Annotated in this window: 16 protein-coding genes; 10 read left to right on the forward strand and 6 right to left on the reverse strand. The window is 71.1% G+C overall.

Features of this window, described 5'->3' with window-relative positions; genetic code table 11:
- Window positions 1-45: 45 nt before the first annotated feature.
- The 6 genes from rarD to ACZ60Q_RS19305 form a co-directional block, all read right to left on the reverse strand.
- Window positions 46-1,074, reverse strand: a complete 1,029-nt coding sequence (gene rarD / locus ACZ60Q_RS19280; protein WP_469635710.1) for an EamA family transporter RarD — start codon at window positions 1,072-1,074, stop codon at window positions 46-48.
- A gap of 305 nt (window positions 1,075-1,379) precedes the next feature.
- Window positions 1,380-2,453 carry a 2-oxoacid:ferredoxin oxidoreductase subunit beta gene (locus ACZ60Q_RS19285; protein ID WP_469635713.1) on the reverse strand — a complete coding sequence of 358 codons (1,074 nt, stop codon included), beginning with the start codon at window positions 2,451-2,453 and terminating at the stop codon, window positions 1,380-1,382.
- Window positions 2,446-4,410, reverse strand: coding sequence for a 2-oxoacid:acceptor oxidoreductase subunit alpha (locus ACZ60Q_RS19290; RefSeq protein ID WP_469635716.1), 1,965 nt, complete (start codon window positions 4,408-4,410; stop codon window positions 2,446-2,448). The genes ACZ60Q_RS19285 and ACZ60Q_RS19290 overlap by 8 nt, the downstream gene beginning before the upstream one ends.
- A gap of 429 nt (window positions 4,411-4,839) precedes the next feature.
- Entirely contained in the window at window positions 4,840-5,499 is a 660-nt protein-coding gene (locus ACZ60Q_RS19295; RefSeq protein WP_265603865.1) for a response regulator transcription factor, read from the reverse strand.
- Between the two features lie 327 nt (window positions 5,500-5,826).
- Window positions 5,827-7,188, reverse strand: coding sequence for a sensor histidine kinase (locus ACZ60Q_RS19300; RefSeq protein WP_469635719.1), 1,362 nt, complete (start codon window positions 7,186-7,188; stop codon window positions 5,827-5,829).
- Window positions 7,189-7,444: 256 nt separating this feature from the next.
- On the reverse strand, window positions 7,445-8,632 hold the full coding sequence (locus ACZ60Q_RS19305; protein ID WP_469635722.1) for a sensor histidine kinase: 1,188 nt from the start codon (window positions 8,630-8,632) through the stop codon (window positions 7,445-7,447).
- Window positions 8,633-8,926: 294 nt separating this feature from the next.
- Between ACZ60Q_RS19305 and ACZ60Q_RS19310 the strand changes: the two genes are divergently transcribed.
- From ACZ60Q_RS19310 to ACZ60Q_RS19355, 10 genes are read left to right on the forward strand one after another with little or no spacing between them, the layout of a single operon-like run.
- On the forward strand, window positions 8,927-9,361 hold the full coding sequence (locus ACZ60Q_RS19310) for an NADH-quinone oxidoreductase subunit A (protein WP_469635941.1): 435 nt from the start codon (window positions 8,927-8,929) through the stop codon (window positions 9,359-9,361).
- Complete coding sequence (locus tag ACZ60Q_RS19315; RefSeq protein ID WP_469635724.1) at window positions 9,352-10,074, forward strand: NADH-quinone oxidoreductase subunit B; 723 nt, start codon at window positions 9,352-9,354, stop codon at window positions 10,072-10,074. Before ACZ60Q_RS19310 ends, ACZ60Q_RS19315 begins: the two co-directional genes overlap by 10 nt.
- Window positions 10,071-11,456, forward strand: a complete 1,386-nt coding sequence (locus tag ACZ60Q_RS19320; protein ID WP_469635727.1) for an NADH-quinone oxidoreductase subunit C — start codon at window positions 10,071-10,073, stop codon at window positions 11,454-11,456. The genes ACZ60Q_RS19315 and ACZ60Q_RS19320 overlap by 4 nt, the downstream gene beginning before the upstream one ends.
- A complete protein-coding gene (locus ACZ60Q_RS19325; protein WP_469635730.1) occupies window positions 11,453-12,421 on the forward strand; it encodes a complex I subunit 1/NuoH family protein in 969 nt (322 codons plus the stop codon). Before ACZ60Q_RS19320 ends, ACZ60Q_RS19325 begins: the two co-directional genes overlap by 4 nt.
- Window positions 12,421-13,011, forward strand: a complete 591-nt coding sequence (locus tag ACZ60Q_RS19330) for a NuoI/complex I 23 kDa subunit family protein (protein ID WP_469635733.1) — start codon at window positions 12,421-12,423, stop codon at window positions 13,009-13,011. Before ACZ60Q_RS19325 ends, ACZ60Q_RS19330 begins: the two co-directional genes overlap by 1 nt.
- Before the next feature lie 2 nt (window positions 13,012-13,013).
- Window positions 13,014-13,700: an NADH-quinone oxidoreductase subunit J family protein gene (locus tag ACZ60Q_RS19335; RefSeq protein ID WP_469635943.1), complete on the forward strand. Its 687-nt coding sequence runs from the start codon at window positions 13,014-13,016 to the stop codon at window positions 13,698-13,700.
- Window positions 13,700-14,140 carry an NADH-quinone oxidoreductase subunit NuoK gene (nuoK, locus tag ACZ60Q_RS19340; protein ID WP_469635736.1) on the forward strand — a complete coding sequence of 147 codons (441 nt, stop codon included), beginning with the start codon at window positions 13,700-13,702 and terminating at the stop codon, window positions 14,138-14,140. Before ACZ60Q_RS19335 ends, nuoK begins: the two co-directional genes overlap by 1 nt.
- Window positions 14,137-16,137, forward strand: coding sequence for an NADH-quinone oxidoreductase subunit 5 family protein (locus tag ACZ60Q_RS19345; protein ID WP_469635739.1), 2,001 nt, complete (start codon window positions 14,137-14,139; stop codon window positions 16,135-16,137). Before nuoK ends, ACZ60Q_RS19345 begins: the two co-directional genes overlap by 4 nt.
- Before the next feature lie 26 nt (window positions 16,138-16,163).
- On the forward strand, window positions 16,164-17,816 hold the full coding sequence (locus ACZ60Q_RS19350; RefSeq protein ID WP_469635946.1) for an NADH-quinone oxidoreductase subunit M: 1,653 nt from the start codon (window positions 16,164-16,166) through the stop codon (window positions 17,814-17,816).
- Window positions 17,813-19,447, forward strand: a complete 1,635-nt coding sequence (locus ACZ60Q_RS19355) for an NADH-quinone oxidoreductase subunit N (RefSeq protein ID WP_469635742.1) — start codon at window positions 17,813-17,815, stop codon at window positions 19,445-19,447. Before ACZ60Q_RS19350 ends, ACZ60Q_RS19355 begins: the two co-directional genes overlap by 4 nt.
- Window positions 19,448-19,482 lie beyond the last annotated feature (35 nt).

Below are 19,482 nucleotides of genomic sequence, written 5' to 3' on the forward strand. Positions count from 1 at the left end.
CCGTCCATCCAGGACCAGAGAAACGTAACCGAGTAAGAAAAGCAACTAGGTAATCTTTTGTGTGGAGTCCGAGGCCGTGACGGTCGGGGGGCCCGGGGTGGTGAGGTCCGGGGTGGTGGGCGCCGGAGCCGGGGCCGCAGCCTCGGGTGCGGCGGCGGCCGTCGCCAGCAGCTTCAGCGCCAGGACCCGGTTGCGCCGGGCGTTCCGCAGCGCGTCCCAGGTCAGCAGCGACAGCGCCAGCCAGACCAGGGCGAACCCGGCCCACCGCTCGGGCGGCATCGACTCGTTGAAGTACAGGACGCCCAGCCCGAACTGGAAGACCGGGGCCAGATACTGGAGCAGCCCCAGCGTGGACAGCGGCACCCGGACGGCCGCCGCGCCGAAGCAGATCAGGGGCACGGCGGTGACGATGCCCGTCGCGGCGAGCAGGAATCCGTGCCCCGCACCCCCGGACGTGAACGTCGATCCGCCGGTGGCGGCGAGCCAGAGCAGGAAGCCGAGCGCGGGTACGAAGAGCACGGCGGTCTCGGCGGCCAGGGACTCCAGGCCGCCCATGTTCACCTTCTTCTTCGCCAGACCGTAGGTGGCGAAGGAGAACGCCAGCACCAGCGAGACCCAGGGCGGCTTGCCGTACCCGATCGCCAGCACGAGGACGGCTACCAGGCCCGTGGCGACCGCCGTCCACTGGACCGGCCGCAGCCGTTCGCCCAGCAGCAGGACGCCCATGGCGATGGTGACCAGCGGATTGATGAAGTAGCCGAGCGAGGCCTCGACGACCTGGCCGTTGTTCACGGCCCAGATGTAGAGGCCCCAGTTGACCGTGATGGTCGCCGCCGCGACCGATATCAGGCCCAGCTTGCGCCGGTCGCGGACCAGTTCGCCGATCCAGGCCCAGCGGCGTACGACCAGCAGGGCGACGGCGACGACGCCGAGCGACCAGACCATCCGGTGCGCGAGGATCTCGATCGCCCCGGACGGCTTGAGCAGCGGCCAGAACAGCGGGACCAGGCCCCACATCCCGTACGCGCCGATGCCGTACAGCAGACCTGTCCGCTGTTCGTTCTTCCCCTCCACGTGCCCTCCCGGCCCGCCCGCGTCGGCGGATCCGCCGACGGCACGACGGTAGCGCCGGAAGGGCTTCGTGTCATAGCCGTCTCACGGAAACACTCATGACACGACTGCGCTGGCTGGGGCGGGACAGGCGCGGGACAGGTGAGACCGGCGGGACGGGCAGGACAGGCGCGGGCGAGGGCCGGGGCCGGATCGGCGGTGCGGTTCGGTGCGGGCGGCGCGCGAGGCATACGACGGGGCCCGGGCCCGACCCCCGTGAGGGATCGGGCCCGGGCCCCGGGCGGCGTGCGTACGGTCCTGGTCCGGCCTCAGCCGACGACGGTCCAGGTGTCGTTGCCGGCGAGGAGCGAGCCGAGGTCGCCCTTGCCGTTCTGCTCGACGGCGGCGTCGAGCTGGTCGGACATCAGCGTGTCGTAGACGGGCCTCTCGACGCTGCGCAGCACCCCGATGGGGGTGTGGTGCAGGGTGTCGGTGTCGGCGATCCGGGACAGTGCGAACGCCGTCGTGGGCGATTCCGCGTGGGCGTCGTGGACGAGGACCTGTGAGCGGTTCTCTTCGGTGACGGCCACGACGGTGAGGTCACCGGTGGCCGGATCGCGCACGACGCCCTTGGGCTCCTGGGAGCCGAAGAGGATCGGCCTGCCGTGTTCGAGGCGGATGACGGCCTCGGCGGCCTGTTCCTTGTCCTTCAGGGCCTCGAAAGCGCCGTCGTTGAAGATGTTGCAGTTCTGGTAGATCTCCACCAGTGCCGTGCCCGAGTGCTCGGCGGCCGCGCGCAGCACGCTGGTGAGGTGCTTACGGTCGGAGTCGACCGTGCGCGCCACGAACGTCGCTTCCGCGCCGATGGCGAGGGACACCGGATTGAACGGCGCGTCGAGCGACCCCATCGGCGTCGACTTGGTGATCTTGCCCAGCTCGGAGGTGGGGCTGTACTGGCCCTTCGTCAGCCCGTAGATCCGGTTGTTGAAGAGCAGGATCTTGAGGTTGACGTTGCGGCGCAGGGCGTGGATGAGGTGGTTGCCGCCGATGGAGAGGGCGTCGCCGTCACCGGTCACGACCCAGACCGACAGGTCGCGGCGCGAGGTGGCGAGTCCCGTCGCGATCGAGGGGGCGCGGCCGTGGATGGAGTGCATCCCGTAGGTGTTCATGTAGTACGGGAAGCGGGAGGAGCAGCCGATGCCGGAGACGAAGGTGATGTTCTCCTTCGCGAGGCCCAGCTCCGGCATGAACCCCTGGACGGCGGCCAGGACGGCGTAGTCGCCGCAGCCGGGGCACCAGCGCACTTCCTGGTCGGACTTGAAGTCCTTCATGGACTGCTTGGCCTCGGCCTTGGGCACCAGTTGCAGCAGGTCGTTGTGGAGCAGTTCGTCGGAGTCAGGCATCGATGGCCTCCTTGAGGGCCGTGGCGAGCTGCTCGGCCTTGAACGGCATTCCGTTGACCTGGTTGTAGCTGTGGGCGTCCACCAGATACTTCGCCCTGAGCAGCATGGCGAGCTGGCCGAGGTTCATCTCGGGGACGACGACCTTGTCGTAGCGCTTCAGCACCTCGCCGAGGTTCTTCGGGAAGGGGTTGAGATGGCGCAGGTGGGCCTGGGCGATGGGCGCCCCCTCGGCCCGCAGCCGGCGAACCGCCGCGGTGATCGGCCCGTACGTCGATCCCCAGCCGAGCACCAGGGTGCGGGCCCCGGCGGGGTCGTCGACCTGGAGGTCGGGGACCTCGATGCCGTCGATCTTGGCCTGGCGGGTGCGGACCATGAGGTCGTGGTTGGCCGGGTCGTAGGAGATGTTGCCCGTGCCGTCCTGCTTCTCGATACCGCCGATACGGTGCTCCAGGCCGGCCGTACCGGGGACCGCCCACGGGCGGGCCAGGGTCCCTGGGTCGCGTTTGTAGGGCCAGAACACCTCCGTGCCGTCCGCGAGCGTGTGGTTCGGGCCCGTGGCGAAGGGGGTCTTCAGGTCGGGCAGGGTCGACGTCTCCGGGATCCGCCACGGCTCGGAGCCGTTGGCGAGATAGCCGTCGGAGAGCAGGAAGACCGGGGTGCGGTAGGTCAGGGCGATCCGGGCCGCGTCGATCGCGGCGTCGAAGCAGTCCGCCGGCGTCTGCGGAGCCACGATCGGGACCGGGGCCTCACCGTTCCTGCCGAACATCGCCTGCAGCAGATCGGCCTGCTCGGTCTTGGTCGGCAGCCCGGTCGACGGCCCGCCCCGCTGGATGTCGATGATCAGCAGCGGCAGCTCCAGGGAGACCGCCAGCCCGATCGTCTCCGACTTCAGAGCCACCCCCGGGCCGGACGTCGTCGTGACGCCCAGTGCCCCGCCGAACGCCGCACCCAGCGCCGCACCGATCCCGGCGATCTCGTCCTCCGCCTGGAACGTCCGCACACCGAAGTTCTTGTGCCGCGACAGCTCATGCAGGATGTCCGACGCCGGAGTGATCGGATACGACCCCAGATACAACGGCAGTTCCGCCAGCTGCCCGGCCGCGATCAGCCCGTAGGACAGAGCGAGGTTCCCCGAAATGTTGCGGTAGGTGCCGGCGGGGAAGGCCTGCGAGGCCGGGGCGACCTCGTAGGAGACCGCGAAGTCCTCGGTCGTCTCACCGAAATTCCACCCCGCGCGGAAGGCTGCGACGTTCGCCTCGGCGATCTGCGGCTTCTTCGCGAACTTCTGCCGCAGGAACGTCTCCGTGCCCTCGGTCGGCCGGTGGTACATCCACGACAGCAGACCCAGCGCGAACATGTTCTTGGACCGCTCGGCCTCCTTGCGGGAGAGCCCGAACTCCTTCAACGCCTCCAGCGTCAGCGTTGTCAACGGCACCGGGTGGACGTTGTAGGCCTCCAGCGAACCGTCCTCCAGCGGACTGGTCGCGTACCCCACCTTCGCCATCGGCCGCTTGGTGAACTCATCGGTGTTCACGATGATCTCCGCGCCGCGCGGAACATCGTCGATGTTCGCCTTCAACGCTGCCGGGTTCATCGCGACCAGCACGTTGGGGGCGTCGCCCGGGGTCAGAATGTCATGATCGGCAAAGTGCAACTGGAAGGAAGAGACCCCCGGCAGGGTGCCTGCGGGGGCGCGGATCTCGGCCGGGAAGTTCGGCAGCGTGGAGAGATCGTTGCCGAAGGAAGCGGTCTCCGCGGTGAACCGGTCGCCCGTGAGCTGCATACCGTCACCCGAATCGCCCGCGAAACGGATGATCACCCGGTCCAGGCGACGGATCTCCTTCCCGTCGCCGTCCGTGGTTCCCGTCGTACCTGACAGGGGGGCTCGCTGGCCCCCGAGGACGGCGTCGTTGGCCTCATCGGCCTTCTCTGCCGCGCTACTGACCTGGCTCGTCACTGAACTGGACCTCCCTTGGGGCGGCGGTTCGGAACCGTCCGGCCAGCCGGCGATCCCAGAGGCCACCCTACGTCCGCGTAGGTGGCCCTCCAGGGATCGATCATATGGTGGACGCTGTTTTGAGACACCCTTTGAGTAAGGTTTGTCGCTTTTTGTGGGCCCCTTGAGGGCGAGATGGAGGCGGCCGCTCCCTAAGCCTTTTGTCCTGGGCCTCCCTCGGTCGCCCGGGCCTCCGTCGGTCCTTTCTTGATCAGAGGTGCCCGTCCGGCGCCCGCCGGACACCCCTCTGGGCCTGTGTGATGCCCGCAGTGCCCCCGGAGCGCTCCCGGAGTGCTCCGGGGGCGCTTCCGGTGTGCGGCCGTCGGCGGCCCGCGCTCCGTCTCTGCGTGTATCTGCCCCCTCGCAGACATCTGACAGGGTGTCAGATGTCTAGGAATTCAGGTAGGTCAGCACGGCGAGGACGCGCCGGTGGTCCCCGTCGCTGGGCGAGAGCCCCAGCTTCTGGAAGATGTTGCTGACGTGCTTCTCGACCGCCCCGTCGCTCACCACGAGCTGCCGGGCGACGGCGGAATTCGTCCGGCCCTCGGCCATCAGGCCCAGGACCTCCCGCTCGCGCGGCGTCAGCCCGGCCAGCACGTCCTGCTTTCGGCTGCGGCCCAGCAACTGCGCCACCACTTCCGGGTCCAGCGCCGTCCCGCCCTGCGCCACCCGGACGACGGCGTCCACGAACTCGCGGACCTCGGCCACCCGGTCCTTCAGCAGATACCCCACCCCGCGGCTGCTGCCCGCCAGCAGCTCGGTGGCGTACTGCTCCTCCACGTACTGGGAGAGGACCAGCACCCCGATGTCCGGGTAGTCCTTCCGCAGCCGCACCGCCGCGCGCACACCCTCGTCGGTGTGCGTCGGCGGCATCCGCACATCGGCGACCACCACATCGGGAAGCGCCTGCTGGGCGTCGAGGTCCGCCACGGTCTTGAGCAGCGCCTCCGCGTCACCGACCCCCGCGACCACGTCGTGCCCGAGGTCGGTGAGCAGACGGGTGAGCCCCTCCCGGAGCAGGACCGAATCCTCGGCGATGACCACGCGCACCCTGTTCTCCACGTTCTCCACGACTGCGAGTCCCCCACTGTTCCGAAAATGCCGCGTTCCCCGCGACCCCGCACGCACCACGCCCAACCACCGCGCACCGCGCCCCGACCGCACAAGCATCCCAGGACCCGGAGACGGATGGGGGCCCTGTGGATAACCACATGGACCGGCAGTACGGCTCGTACGCCCCGGGCAGGGGCGGCTGTACGTCCCGGACGGTCACGGCTGTACGCCCCGCCGCCGGACCGTGAGGCCGGGCGAAGGGGCGTACGTATGCGGAGCAGGGACATGACGGGAGAGCTGGAGAGGAGAGGCTCCGCGTTCGGGTCAGCCGCGCCAGGGCAGCTCGGCCGTGACCGTCGTCGGGCCGCCGACCGGGGAGTCGACCACAAGGACCCCGTCCACGGCGTCCAGCCGCTCCGTCAGCCCCGCCAGGCCGCCGCCCGAGGCGGGTGACGCCCCGCCCCGGCCGTTGTCGGTGACCTGGAGCATCAACCGGTCGGCCGCCCGCCACACATCGACCGAGGCCCGGGTCGCACGGGCGTGCTTGCTGATGTTCTGGAGCAGCTCCGAGACGGTGAAGTACGCGATGCCCTCGATCGCCTGCGCGGGCCGCGACTCCAGGTCCACCTCGACCGTCACGGGCACGGTGCAGCGGGAGGCTATCGCGGAGAGCGCGGCGTCCAGGCCCCGGTCGGTCAGGACGGCGGGGTGGATCCCCCGGGCCAGATCGCGCAGCTCCTGGAGGGCCACCTTCACCTCGCCGTGGGCCTCGTCGACCATGCGGGCCGCGGCTTCGGGGTCGTCGGCGAGCTTCTCCTTCGCCAGGCCCAGATCCATGGCGAGGGCGACCAGGCGGGCCTGGGCTCCGTCGTGCAGGTCGCGCTCGATCCGGCGCAGGTCGGCGGCGGCGGTGTCCACGACCACGCCCCGGTCCGACTCCAGCTCGGACACCCGGGTGGCCAGCCGGGACGGGCCCAGCAGACCGGTGACCATCAGCCGGTCCACCGTGAGCAGACCCCGCACGATCCACGGTGCGGCCAGCACGAGCGCCAGGCCGACCGCCCCGGTCACAGCCAGCTCGCCGGGCGAGTCCAGATGCTCCTGATGGGTGCTGTCCCCGTACAGCTGGATGCCGTCGGGACCCCCGAACACCGGGAAGAGCCAGAACCACAGCGGATACGTCAGCGCCGCCAGGCCGTATGTCCAGAACGTGATCGCGATGACAAACGTGAACGTGGCCCACGGGAAGTGCAGCAGCGTGTACAGCAGGTGCCGCCAGGACACCCCGCTCTTCAGGACCGCGCCCATCCAGGAGAGCGGGCCGCCGGTCTTCCCCCGCACCCGCTCCGGATCCGCCACCTCCACCCGCAGCAGCCCGCGCGCCCGGTGCCGCTCCAGTGCGCCGAAGCCCCGGCACACGGCGAGACCGGCCGCGAGAACCGGAATTCCTATGAAGGTGATCAGCAGGCCCGCGCTCATCGACGTCATGGTGATCGCGAAGACGAACATCACGGTGCTGAGCGGGAAGCTCAGCAGCGCGTAGAGCAACTCGCGCCAGGCACGGGCCTCCAGCGGCGCACGCAACGGCGCCGGGAGGAAGTGCTTCGTCGGGGTCTTCGCCCCGAAGCCGGGGCCGGAGCCCTGATGCTCCCGGTTCCGCGTGTCCGGTCCGTATGCCGTGGCCATGAGTCCCGTCCGTTCCGTCTCTGTCTCAGTCTCTCAGTGGGCTGTGCGTGGGGCCCGCGCCGCGATGGCGCCGGAGGAGGCCCGGCACTCCGGACCGTTCTCCCTCAAGGGTGCTGGCCGGCGGCCTTCCGCACCATGAGGTCTCTCTCCGTATCCACCCGGGGGTTTTCCCCACCCCGGGTGGTCGGGGGTGGGGAAAACCCCCGGGTGGTCGGGGGTGAGGTCGCCCTCACCTCCGGGTGGTCCGAGCGGGCGGTCAGGCGGCCGGTCGGCCGGCGGTCCGGTCGCGCCAGGGCAGCTCGGCGGTGACGGTCGTCGGCCCGCCCACCGGCGAGTCCAGGACGAGCACCCCGTCGACCGCGTCGAGCCGCTCGGCGAGCCCCGCCAGCCCCGTACCGCCGTCCATCCGGGCCCCGCCCCCGCCGTCGTCCCTGACCTGGAGCATCAACCGGTCCCCCGAACGCCACACGTCGGCGGAGGCCGACTGTGCCCCACTGTGCTTGCTGATGTTCTGGAGCAGCTCCGAGACGGTGAAATACGCGATGCCCTCGATGGCCTCCGCCGGCCGTCCCCGAAGTCCCACCGACACCTTGACCGGGACCGTGCAGCGGGAGGCGATGGCGGAGAGCGCGGCGTCCAGGCCCCGGTCGGTGAGGACGGCGGGGTGGATCCCGCGGGCCAGGTCGCGCAGCTCCTGGAGGGCGACCTTGATCTCGCCGTGGGCCTCGTCGACCATGCGGGCCGCGGCTTCGGGGTCGTCGGTGAGCTTCTCCTTCGCCAGGCCGAGCCCCATGGCGAGGGCGACCAGGCGGGCCTGGGCTCCGTCGTGCAGGTCGCGCTCGATCCGGCGCAGGTCGGCGGCGGCGGTGTCCACGACCACGCCCCGGTCCGACTCCAGCTCGGCGATGCGCCGCTCCAGTTCGTCCGAGGGTGACAGCAGCCCGCGCGCCATCGCCCGGTCCACCGCCGTCAGCCCCCGCGTGATGAACGGCAGCACCGGCCACAGGACGAACAGGCTCACCAGCGTCACCGCGAACGTCAGTACCCCCCACGGCAATCGGATGAACCCGTACAGCAACGCCCGCCAGCCCACCGGGTCCTTGAGCCCCGCCCAGAGCCGGACGAAGAACCCCTGCCCCTGGTGTCCGCGCGCCAGCGGACTCGGCTCCTCGACCCGTACACCGAGCATCCGCCGTACCCGCCACCGCTCCAGCCGCCCCAGCAGCCGTGCACCCTGGAGCCCGCCGACCAGCAGCGGAAGCCCGATCACGGTGACGGAGAGCCCGGCGCCGACGGCGATCACGACCACCGCGCAGACGAACCCGACGACGGCCAACGGCAGATTGGCGAGCAGAAACGCGACCTCCCGCCAGGTCCACCGGTCGAGGGCGAAGCGGGCGGGCGGCGGCGGGTCGGGATCCGGCGCGGAAGGGCTCGTAGTCATACCCACAGCCTGCCGGGCCGCATCCCGCGCACACCATGGGGCTCATGGGTGGGGTGAAGTGGGGATAACCCCACCTGATGTCCGATGCGGTTGCTTACGCTCCGTTTAGCAGGCTCTAGACTCCCGTGCGTACAGAAACAGGTACACGGGAAAGATGCGGGCGACGAGGGAGCGAGAGGGGCGGACGTGGCCGACGTTACGGACGTGGTCGGCGTGGCGGACGCGGCCGGCGTGGCCGACGTGGTGGACGCGACCGGAGTGTCCGGTGTGCCCGAGGTGTCCGGTGTGACTGAGGTGTCCGAGGTGTCCGAGGTGTCCGAGGTGTCCGGCGTTCCGGTGGACGGACACACCGCACTCGCCTCGGAGTACTTCCAGAGCTACTCGGTCATCGGCCTGCTCGCCCTGGTCGGAGTCCTGTTCGTCGCCGTGGCCTTCGGGGCCGGACGCCTTCTGCGCCCCGTCGTTCCCACCCCGGAGAAGCTCCTCACCTACGAATGCGGCGTCGACCCGGTCGGCGAAGGCTGGGCACATACCCAGGTCCGTTACTACGTCTACGCGTTCCTGTACGTGATCTTCGCCGTCGACTCCATCTTCCTGTTCCCGTGGGCCACGGTGTTCGCGGCGCCCGGATACGGCGCGACGACCCTGGTCGAAATGTTTGTCTTCCTCGGCTTCCTGGCCGTGGGACTGCTCTACGCATGGAAGAAGGGCGTCCTCGCATGGGCCTGACGAGCCGGCCGACCCCCGCGTCGCAGCAGCCCGCGCCCCCGCCCCCGTCCGACCCGGTCCTCCTTCCCGAGCCGAAGCGTCTCGGCGTGCTCTCCCGGCTCGCACCGGAGCCGATGAAGGTCGTCCTCAACTGGGGCCGCCGCTACAGCCTCTGGGTCTTCAACTTCGGACTCGCCTGCTGCGCCATCGAGTTCATCGCCGCGTCCATGGCACGCCACGACTTCATCCGGCTCGGCGTGATCCCGTTCGCCCCCGGCCCCCGTCAGGCCGACCTCATGATCGTGTCCGGCACGGTGACGGACAAGATGGCCCCGGCCGTGAAGCGGCTCTACGAGCAGATGCCCGAACCGAAGTACGTCATCTCCTTCGGCGCCTGCTCCAACTGCGGCGGCCCCTACTGGGACTCGTACTCCGTGACCAAGGGCGTCGACCAGATCATCCCCGTCGATGTGTACGTACCCGGCTGCCCGCCCCGGCCCGAGGCGCTGCTCCAGGGCATTCTCAAGCTCCAGGAGAAGATCGCGCGCGAATCACTCGCCGAGCGGTACGCCACCGGGGCCACGGGGACCAAGGGCGGTGGCCCGTCCGCCGAGGCCCTGCGCAGTGGCCTGGTGGCCGCCCCGACGGCACCGGCCCCGGCTGCGACGCCGGCCCCGGGCCCGGCCTCGACGTCCCCGGCCCCGGCTGCGACGCCGGAGGAGGAGCGGCGATGAGCGACAGCGACCAGCCCGCGGAATCCGCGGCCGAGGCCTACGACCGGCTGCCTGACGCGGTCACCGACCTGTTCGGCGAAGAGGCCACGGCGGAGTCCGCGTACGACCTGCTGACCGTCGACGTCCCCGCCGCCGCCTGGCTCGCCGCGCTGCGCACCGCCCGTGACGAACTCGGGTGCAGCTATTTCGACTGGCTCAGCGCCGTGGACGAACCGGGCACGGGCTTTCGCGTCTGCGCCCATGTGGCGGCCCTGGGCACGGGTACGGTGCGGCGGCTGATGGTCCGCACGACCGTGCCGCACGACGCGGCGATCCTGCCCAGCGCCATCGACGTCTACGCGGGCGCCGCGTGGCACGAGCGTGAGACGCACGAGATGTTCGGCGTCGCGTTCGACGGTCACCCCCACCTCGTACCACTGCTGCTGCCGGAAGGCTTCGAGGGCCATCCACTGCGCAAGGACTTCGTCCTGGCCGCGCGCGTCGCCAAGGCCTGGCCCGGGGCGAAGGAACCGGGGGAGCCGGCGGAGGGCCACACCGGTCCCAAGCGGCGCGCGATGCTCCCGCCCGGGGTACCCGACCCGAACGAATGGGGCCCTCTGAAGGGCCACCTTCCCCCGACCGCAGCCCGCCAGGGACGAGCCGCCCGCCCCGCGGCCGACCGCCCGCCCCGCCGCACCCGCACCGCGGGCGAGGGCTCGGCGGCACAACGCCCCACGGCGGGCGGAGCGGTGACACCCGCGACGACCGGCGCGGATGCCCCTGCGGCGAGCGGCGTGGAGACACCCGCGTCGCCGGAGGCGCCTTCGGCGACCACGCAGCCGACGGCCACCACGCCCCCGCAGGCACCCCCGACGACCCGCCCGCACCGCTCCCGGCCCGCGGCCGAGGGCTCGGCCGGCCAGCAGGTGCCCCCGGATGCCCCGGTGGCACCCCCGACCGGCCCCGCGCGCCGTTCCCGGTCGGCCTCGGACGGTTCGGCCAGTCAGCGTCCGGCGTCGGGCGCGCCCGGGGATGCTCCAGGGCCGCCGCCCCGGGTGCGCGGCACGGACGCCCCGTGGCACGACGCCCAACCGGCCTTCGGTGAACCGGAGGGCCCGGAGTCCGAATCGCGGGACGCGCCTCCTCAGCCCCTCCGGCGTTCGAAGAGCGGGGGTACGGGCGCGGAGCCCCCGGTCCGGGAAGGGGCGGGCAGCGGAGAAGCCCCGCGCAGCGGCCCCGCCCTTGGCGAACCCTCCACCCCCGGCGAGACCGCCGAGTCCGCGGGCGAGCCCGAATCCACGGACGGACCTCTCCCCACACCCGGCGAAGCCACCCCTGACAAGCCGGCCCCCGCCCCGGATCACCCAGCCCCAGATCACCCCGCCGGAGGCGATCCCGAGTGAACGACGTTCTCGACGTCGCCCTCCGTCTGGCCATCGTCTTCGTCGTGTTCCTGGTCGCCCCCCTCCTCGTGGGCCAGACGGAACACAAAGTCATGGCCCATATGCAGGGCCGCCTGGGCCCCATGTACGCGGGCGGCTTCCACGGCTGGGCCCAGCTCGTCGCGGACGGTGTGAAATTCGCGCAGAAGGAGGACGTGGTCCCGGCCGCCGCCGACCGCCGCGTCTTCCAGCTCGCCCCCGCAGTCGCCCTGCTCCCGTACCTCCTCGTCCTCGTGGTCATCCCCGTCGGCCCCGGCGACGGTGCGGTCGGTCAGGCCGTCGACGCGGGCATCTTCTTCGTGCTCGCCGTCATGGGCATCGGAGTCCTCGGTTCGCTCATGGCGGGCTGGGCCTCCGCCAACAAGTTCTCCCTCCTCGGCGGCCTCCGTACCGCCGCGCAGCTCCTCTCCTACGAGCTGCCGATGCTTCTGACCGCCGCCTCCGTGGCCATGGCGGCCGGTACGGTCTCGCTCACCGGCATCCTCGACGCCTTCGAGTGGTGGTGGCTGCCCTGGCAGATCGTCGGAGCCCTGGTCTTCTTCGTCGCCGGTCTCGCCGAGTTGCAGCGCCCGCCGTTCGACATGCCGGTGGCCGACTCCGAGATCATCTTCGGCGCTTACACCGAGTACACCGGTCTGCGCTTCGCCCTGTTCCTCCTCGCCGAGTACGCGGGCATCGTCGTCCTGTGCGCGCTGACCACCGTCCTGTTCCTCGGCGGCTGGCACGGCCCGTTCGGCGCCGACGGACTCGGCTGGCTCTGGACCATCCTCAAGACCGCCCTCCTCGCGTTCGTCGTCATCTGGCTGCGCGTCAGCTACCCGCGCCTGCGTGAGGACCAGTTGCAGAAGCTCGCCTGGACCACCCTCGTCCCGCTCGCCCTCGCGCAGATCGCGCTCACCGGCATCGTGAAGGTGGCGATCAGCTGATGCCCCCGATCCCCGGATCCGGCCTGGCCAAAGGCCTTGCCGTCACCCTGCGCACGATGACGAGGAAGACCGTCACCGCGCAGTACCCGGACACCCAGCCCGAACTCCCGCCCCGCTCCCGCGGCGTCATCGGGCTGTTCGAGGAGAACTGCACGGTCTGCATGCTCTGCGCCCGTGAGTGTCCCGACTGGTGCATCTACATCGACTCCCACAAGGAGACGTCGCCACCTGCGGCCCCCGGCGGCCGCGAGCGCAGCCGGAACGTCCTCGACCGCTTCGCCATCGACTTCTCCCTCTGCATGTACTGCGGTATCTGCATCGAGGTGTGCCCCTTCGACGCACTGTTCTGGTCGCCCGAATTCGAGTACGCGGAGACGGACATCCACGAACTCACCCACGAGCGCGACAAGCTCCGTGAGTGGATGTGGACCGTGCCGGAGCCGCCCGCCCTCGACCCCGGGGCCGAGGAACCGAAGGAGATCGCCGCCGCCCGCAAGGCCGCGGACAAGCTCGCCGCCCAACACGCACAGGTGCGGCAGAACCAGGCAGACGGGCAGACCCAGGCAGACGAGAAGGGAGGGACCCCGTGACGCTGCTCACCGCACCCTCCTTGCTCAACGCCACCTCCACGGCCGCCACCACGGCCGCAGGCGACCACCCCGGCTTCCTCTCGCCGTCCGGCGTCGAGATCGCGTTCCTCCTCGTCGGCCTGGCCACCCTCGGCGCCGCCGTCATCACCGTCACGACCAAACAACTGGTGCACGCCGCGCTCTGGCTCGTCGTGGCGCTCGGCGGACTGGCCGTCGAGTACCTCCTGCTCACCGCGGAGTTCATCGCCTGGGTCCAGGTACTGATCTACGTCGGTTCCGTCGTCGTCCTCCTCCTCTTCGGCCTGATGCTCACCCGGGCCCCCATCGGCCGCTCCCCGGACGCCGATTCGGGCAATCGGCTGGTCGCCCTCGGGGTGGCCGTCGCTGCGGCGGCAGCCCTCGTCTGGGTCGTGGTCGACGCCTTCCGCACCACCTGGATCGACCTCGACGGGCCTGCCCAGGGCTCCACCGAGGTCACCGGCGCCTTCCTGTTCCGGAACTGGGTGCTGCCCTTCGAAGCGCTCTCCGTATTGCTGCTCGCCGCCCTCGTCGGCGCGATCGTCCTGTCCCGCAAACGCGACACGGACACCACGGTCCGCCCCGGCACCAACAGCACGGCCAAGCCCAGGACGGTGAAGCCCGCCTCGCCCGCCTCGCCCGGCACACCTGGCCAGGAGGAGCAGAGCTGATGCACCTCGCCTATCCCGCCGTGCTCGCCGCCCTCCTCTTCTGCATCGGCCTCTACGGTGTCCTCGCCCGCCGCAACGCGATCCTGGTCCTGATGTCCGTCGAGCTGATGCTCAACGCCGTCAACCTCAACCTCGTCGCCTTCGACGTCTGGCTCCGCGACGCCCTCCACTCCGGCCAGGCACTCACGCTCTTCACCATCGCCATCGCCGCCGCCGAGATCGGCATCGGTCTCGCGATCGTCCTGGCCGTCTACCGCAACCGGGGAACCTCCGACATCGACCGGCTCCGCGACACCGCCGAGACCGACGACGCCGAGACGCTCCCCGACACCCCCGACACCCCCGAGACCGACACCGATGGTGCCGATGGTGCCGAGCCGACCCCCGGCCGGGCGGACCGGAAAACAGGGAAGACGAAGAAGGCAGAGGCCACCACGTGACCACCACGACCCTCGCCGCCCTCGTCCCCCTCCTCCCGTTCCTCGGGGCCCTCGCCGGCCTCGCCGTCGGCCGCACCGCTCCCGGCTTCGTCCGCCCGCTGGCGGTCCTCCCGACCCTCAGTGCGGCCGTTCTCGCCGTGGTCGTAGCCGTCCGCCAAGGCGGCGGCCGAGCCATCGACGCCGCGACCCAGCTCACGCCCACCGGTTCGGTCCCGATCGACCTGGCGCTGCACCTCGACGGCTTCGCCGTTCTGGTCGCCGTGCTCGTCACCACCGTCGCCACCTGCGTACAGCTCTACTCCACGGCCTACCTCCGCGACGACGCCCGCTACCCCTCCTACGCGGCCCTCGTCTCCCTCTTCACCTCCGCGATGCTCCTGGTCGTCTACTCCGGCGACCTGATGGTGCTCCTGGTCGGCTGGGAGATCATGGGCATCTGCTCGTACTTCCTCGTCGGCCACTACTGGGAGACCCCCGAGGCCCGGGCCGCCTCCCTCAAGGCCTTTCTGGTCACCAAGCTCGGCGACGTCCCCTTCCTGATCGGTCTGTTCGCGCTGGCCGCCGACACCGGCAGCTTCCGGATCACCAAGATCCTCGCCGCGGTCGGCAACGGCGGACTCGACCACCCCACCCTCATCGCCCTGCTGCTCCTCGCGGGCGTCGCGGGCAAGTCGGCCCAATTCCCCCTGCACACCTGGCTGCCCGACGCGATGGCCGGCCCCACCCCCGTCTCCGCGCTCATCCACGCCGCGACGATGGTCGCCGCCGGCATCTACTTCGTGGCCCGTCTGCTGCCCGTCTTCGCGTCCTCCGGCGCGGCGCTCGTCGTCCTCGCCGTGATGGCCGCCATCACGATGATCGGGTCCGGGCTCGCGGCCCTCGCCCAGGACGACATCAAACGCGTCCTCGCCTACTCGACCATCGGCCAGCTCGGCTACATGTCGGGCGCCCTGGCCGTCGGAGACCGGGGCGCGGCCGTCTTCCACCTGATCTCGCACGGTGCGTTCAAAGCGGTCCTCTTCCTCGCCGCGGGCGTCGTCATCCACGCCGCGGGCACCAACTCGCTCGCCGCCATGTCCCGGATGGGGGGCCTCGCCCGCCGTGTCCCGGACGCCTTCTGGACGATGACCGTCGCGCTCCTCGCGCTGGCCGCCATCCCCCCGTTCGCCGGCTTCTTCTCCAAGGAAGCCGTCCTCGTCGCCGCCGAGCACACGGCCCTCGGGGACCGGAGCGTCGCCCCGGCCGCCGCAGGGTGGACGATCCTGGCCGCCGGGCTCCTCGCCGCCGTCCTGACCGCCGCCTACGCCGTACGCCTCTGGCTCCTCGCCTTCCGCGGGCGCGGCGCGGAAGTCCCCGACCACGGCAGGCAGCCCGTCGCCATGACCTCCGTCCTGTGGGTCCTTGCCGTCCCCACGATCGGCTTCGGCCTCACCGTCGGCATGATCGGCGACTGGTTCGACGGGCACAGCCTCGCGCCGTCCCTCACCACAGCAGTCCTCTCCACCGGCGTCACGCTCATCGGCGGCCTCGTCACCTACGGCGCGTGGCGGCACACCGGCTCCCTCGCCGCCCGCACCCCCATCGGAGCCGTCACCGCCCACCCCGGTGTCGAACCCGCCCTCGTCGAAGCCGAGGCCATGACGTCCCACACCGCCGTCTACGGCACCATCGCGGACGCCCCCGACCCGGCCGACCCCGGCAGGCTCCTCCTCGGCCCCCTGCACCGCCACGCGGCCACCGGCTTCCACCTCGACGCCCTGTACACGGTGCTGTTCGTCCGCCCCGTCCAGGGAGCCGCCCGCCTGGTCCGCTTCCTGGACCGCGAGGTCGTCGACACCTACGTCAATGGAACGGGCGCCGTCACCCGCCTCCTCGGCACCGCCGTCCGCCGGGCCCAGACCGGCAACGTGCAGACCTACGTCAGCGCCCTGCTCGCCGGGTCCCTCGTCCTGGCGATCGCCGCCGTCGCCTTCGCCAACGTCAACGCGGGGTCGTGACCGTGATCGATATCAATGCGTCCGTGATGCAGTTCCTTCTGGCGTTCGTCGTCGGCGCCCCGCTCCTCGGCGCCGTCGCGGCCCTGCTCCCCGCCCCGCCCGGGCTCAAGGGGAAGAACCCCGACCAGGCCGTGCTCCGCCACGGGGTGACCATCACCGGCGCCGTCCTCATCGCCGCGATCGTCCTGGCCGCCGGCTTCGACCACGACCACCCCGCCACGATGCAGGCGACCACCGACATCAGCTGGATCCCGGCGCTCGACGTCCGTATCCACCTCGGCATCGACGGCATCTCGCTCCCCCTCCTGGTCCTGACCGCGCTGCTGACCTTCCTCTGCGCGCTGTACAGCTACTTCAAGCTGCCCGCGGGCCCCTCACCGAAGGCCTTCGTCGCCCTCGTCCTCGTCCTGGAGTCCGGCACCCTCGCCGCCTTCGCCGTCCTCGACCTGCTGCTCTTCTTCCTCGCCTTCGAGATGGTCCTCATCCCGATGTACTTCCTCATCGCCCGCTGGGGCGACGGCAGGCGGCAGGCAGCCGCCTGGAAATTCATCCTCTACACCCTGCTCGGCTCGGTCGTCATGCTGTTGGGCATCCTCCTCATCGGGTTGAAGAGCGGCACCTTCGACATGGTGGCACTCGCCACTGACAACGGCCGGGGCCTCACCACATCCGTGCAGGTCATCGCCGTACTCGCGATCGGTCTCGGCCTCGCCGTGAAGACCCCGATGTGGCCCCTGCACAGCTGGCTCCCCGACGCCCACACCGCCGCCCCCACCGTCGGATCGGTGCTCCTCGCGGGCGTCCTGCTGAAGATGGGAACGTACGGATTCATCCGGATCCTGCTCCCCATCGCCCCCGACGGCATGCGGACCTTCGCGCCCTACCTCGCGGCGTTCGCCGTCGTCGGCATCGTCTACGGCTCCCTCGCCTGCCTGGCCCTGGCCCGTACCGGCGCCAAGGGCGACCTCAAGCGGCTCATCGCCTACTCGTCCGTCGGGCACATGGGCTTCGTCCTGCTCGGCATCGCGACCATGACCCCCACCGGAGTCAACGGCGCGCTCTTCGCCAACATCGCCCACGGCCTCATCACCGGCCTGCTGTTCTTCCTGGTCGGCGCGATCAAGGACCGTTACGGAACCGCCGACCTCGACACCCTCGCCGGAGCGACCGGGGCCGCCCTCTACGGTCGCGCCCCCCGCCTCGGCGCACTGCTCGCCTTCGCCGCCGTCGCCTCGCTCGGCCTCCCCGGGCTGGCCGGATTCTGGGGCGAGATGCTCACGCTGTTCGGCGCGTACAGCCCCGCCGAAGGTCTCAGCCGCCCCGCCTTCCGCACCTTCATGGCCATCGGGGCGTTCGGCACTCTGCTCACCGCCGCGTACATGCTCCTCGTCGTCCGCCGCGTCTGCATGGGCGAGCACCCGCCCCTCTCCCGGCTGTCGCCCGACCGGCACGCCGCGCAGGCCCCGGACGCCCCGCGAACGGCGGATGACCCCCGACCGTCCGGAGCCGCCGGAGCCCGGCCCGCCACCCCTCCGCAGCTCGCCGACATCCAGACGTACGAAGCCGTCGCCTGGACCCCGCTCGCCGCGCTCACCGTCCTCGCCGGTCTCTGGCCCGCCGTCCTCCTCGGCCTCACCGACCCGGCCGTGCAGCAGCTCCTCGCAGGAGGCAGGTCGTGACCACGGACCTCAGCACCACCGCCGGTGGCCTCGTCGCGCACGCCACCGCCCCCGGCCCGCCCCCCGGGACCGGCGACGCCGCCGGAAGCCTCGTCGCGGCCGACGCCCCCAGCCTCGTCCAGACCATCGACTGGCTCGCCATCGCGCCCCCCACCCTCACCGCTCTGGCCGCCCTGATCGTCCTCGTCGCCGACCTGTTCCTGCCCGCGCACCGCAAGCGGCTCCTCGGCTACGGCGCCCTCACCGCGCTGGCCGCCGCCTTGGCGCTGCTGATCCCCCTGCGCGCCGGGGACCGGGCCACCTTCTGCGTCACCACCGGCACCCAGGCCTGCAGCTACACCGCCGACCACTTCACCCTCGTCATCCAGGCCCTCGTCCTCGGCGGCGCGTTCCTCACCGTCCTGCTCTCGCTCGACGACACCCGGAAACTGCCGGCGGGGGAGTACTGGTTCCTGCTCCTGGCCTCCGCCGCCGGGGCCAGCCTGCTGCCCGCCTCCCGCGACCTCGCCACGCTTGTCGTCGCCCTCGAAGTCGCCTCGTTGCCCGCGTTCGCCCTCGTCGGCATCGTGCGCGGCGACCGGCGCTCCTCCGAGGCCGCCTGGAAGTTCTTCCTCTCCTCCGTCGTCGCCACCGCCGTCATGCTGCTCGGCGTCAGCTTCGTGTACGCGACCACCGGCACTCTGCACCTCACCGAGATCGCCGCCCGCATCGACGACGTGCCCCCGGTGCTCGACACCCTCACCAAGACCGGTGTCGTCCTCACGCTCGTCGGCTTCGCCTTCAAGACCGCCGCCGCGCCCTTCCACTTCTGGGTCCCCGACACCTATGTCGGCGCGCCCCTCCCGATCGCCGCCTATCTCTCCGTCGTGGGGAAGGCCGTCGGGTTCTCGGGCCTCATTCTGGTGACCGTCATCGCGTTCCCCTCCTACGCCGACGTCTGGGGGCCCGCCCTCGCCGTCCTCGCCGCTCTCACGATGACCATCGGCAACGTCGCGGCCCTCCGCCAGAACGCCGCCCGCTCCCGCAGCGCCGTCCGCCTCCTCGCCTGGTCCTCCGTCGCCCAGGCCGGCTACCTCCTGGTCCCGATCGCCGCCGCCGCGTACTCCAGCGACGACCAGATCGGCTCCACCGTGGCGTACGCCCTCATGTACGCCGTCGTGAACCTGGGCGCGTTCGCGGTCGCCGCCGTCGTCGCCCGTACGCACCCGGGCAACCGGCTCTCCGACTACCGGGGCCTGTACGCCACCCGTCCGCTCGCGGCCCTGGCCCTCGGGTTCTTCCTGCTCTGCCTGGCCGGACTGCCGCCCGGCATCATCGGGCTCTTCGCGAAGGTCACGGTCTTCTCCGCGGCCGTAGACGCGGGCCTCGGCTGGCTCGCCGTCGTCATGGCCGTCAACGTGGTGATCGCCCTCTTCTACTACCTTCAGTGGACCGCGATCCTCTTCCGTGCGCCCGAGGGCACCCAGGAAACCACCGGTGCCCCCACCGGATCCACGGCCTCCGTCGCAGCGCGCCGATTCCGGACCCCCGCCCCGCTCACCACGGCGATCGTGCTCACCGCCACCGCCGGAATCCTGCTCTCCGGGGTCCCGCAGGCCGTCCTGCGCTTCGCCTCCGTCAGCCTTTTCTGAGGCGTCCCGGCTCCGCAAGATCGGTTTGCCCGCGG

The sequence above is a fragment of the Streptomyces sp. NPDC104313 genome (genome assembly GCF_055583985.1).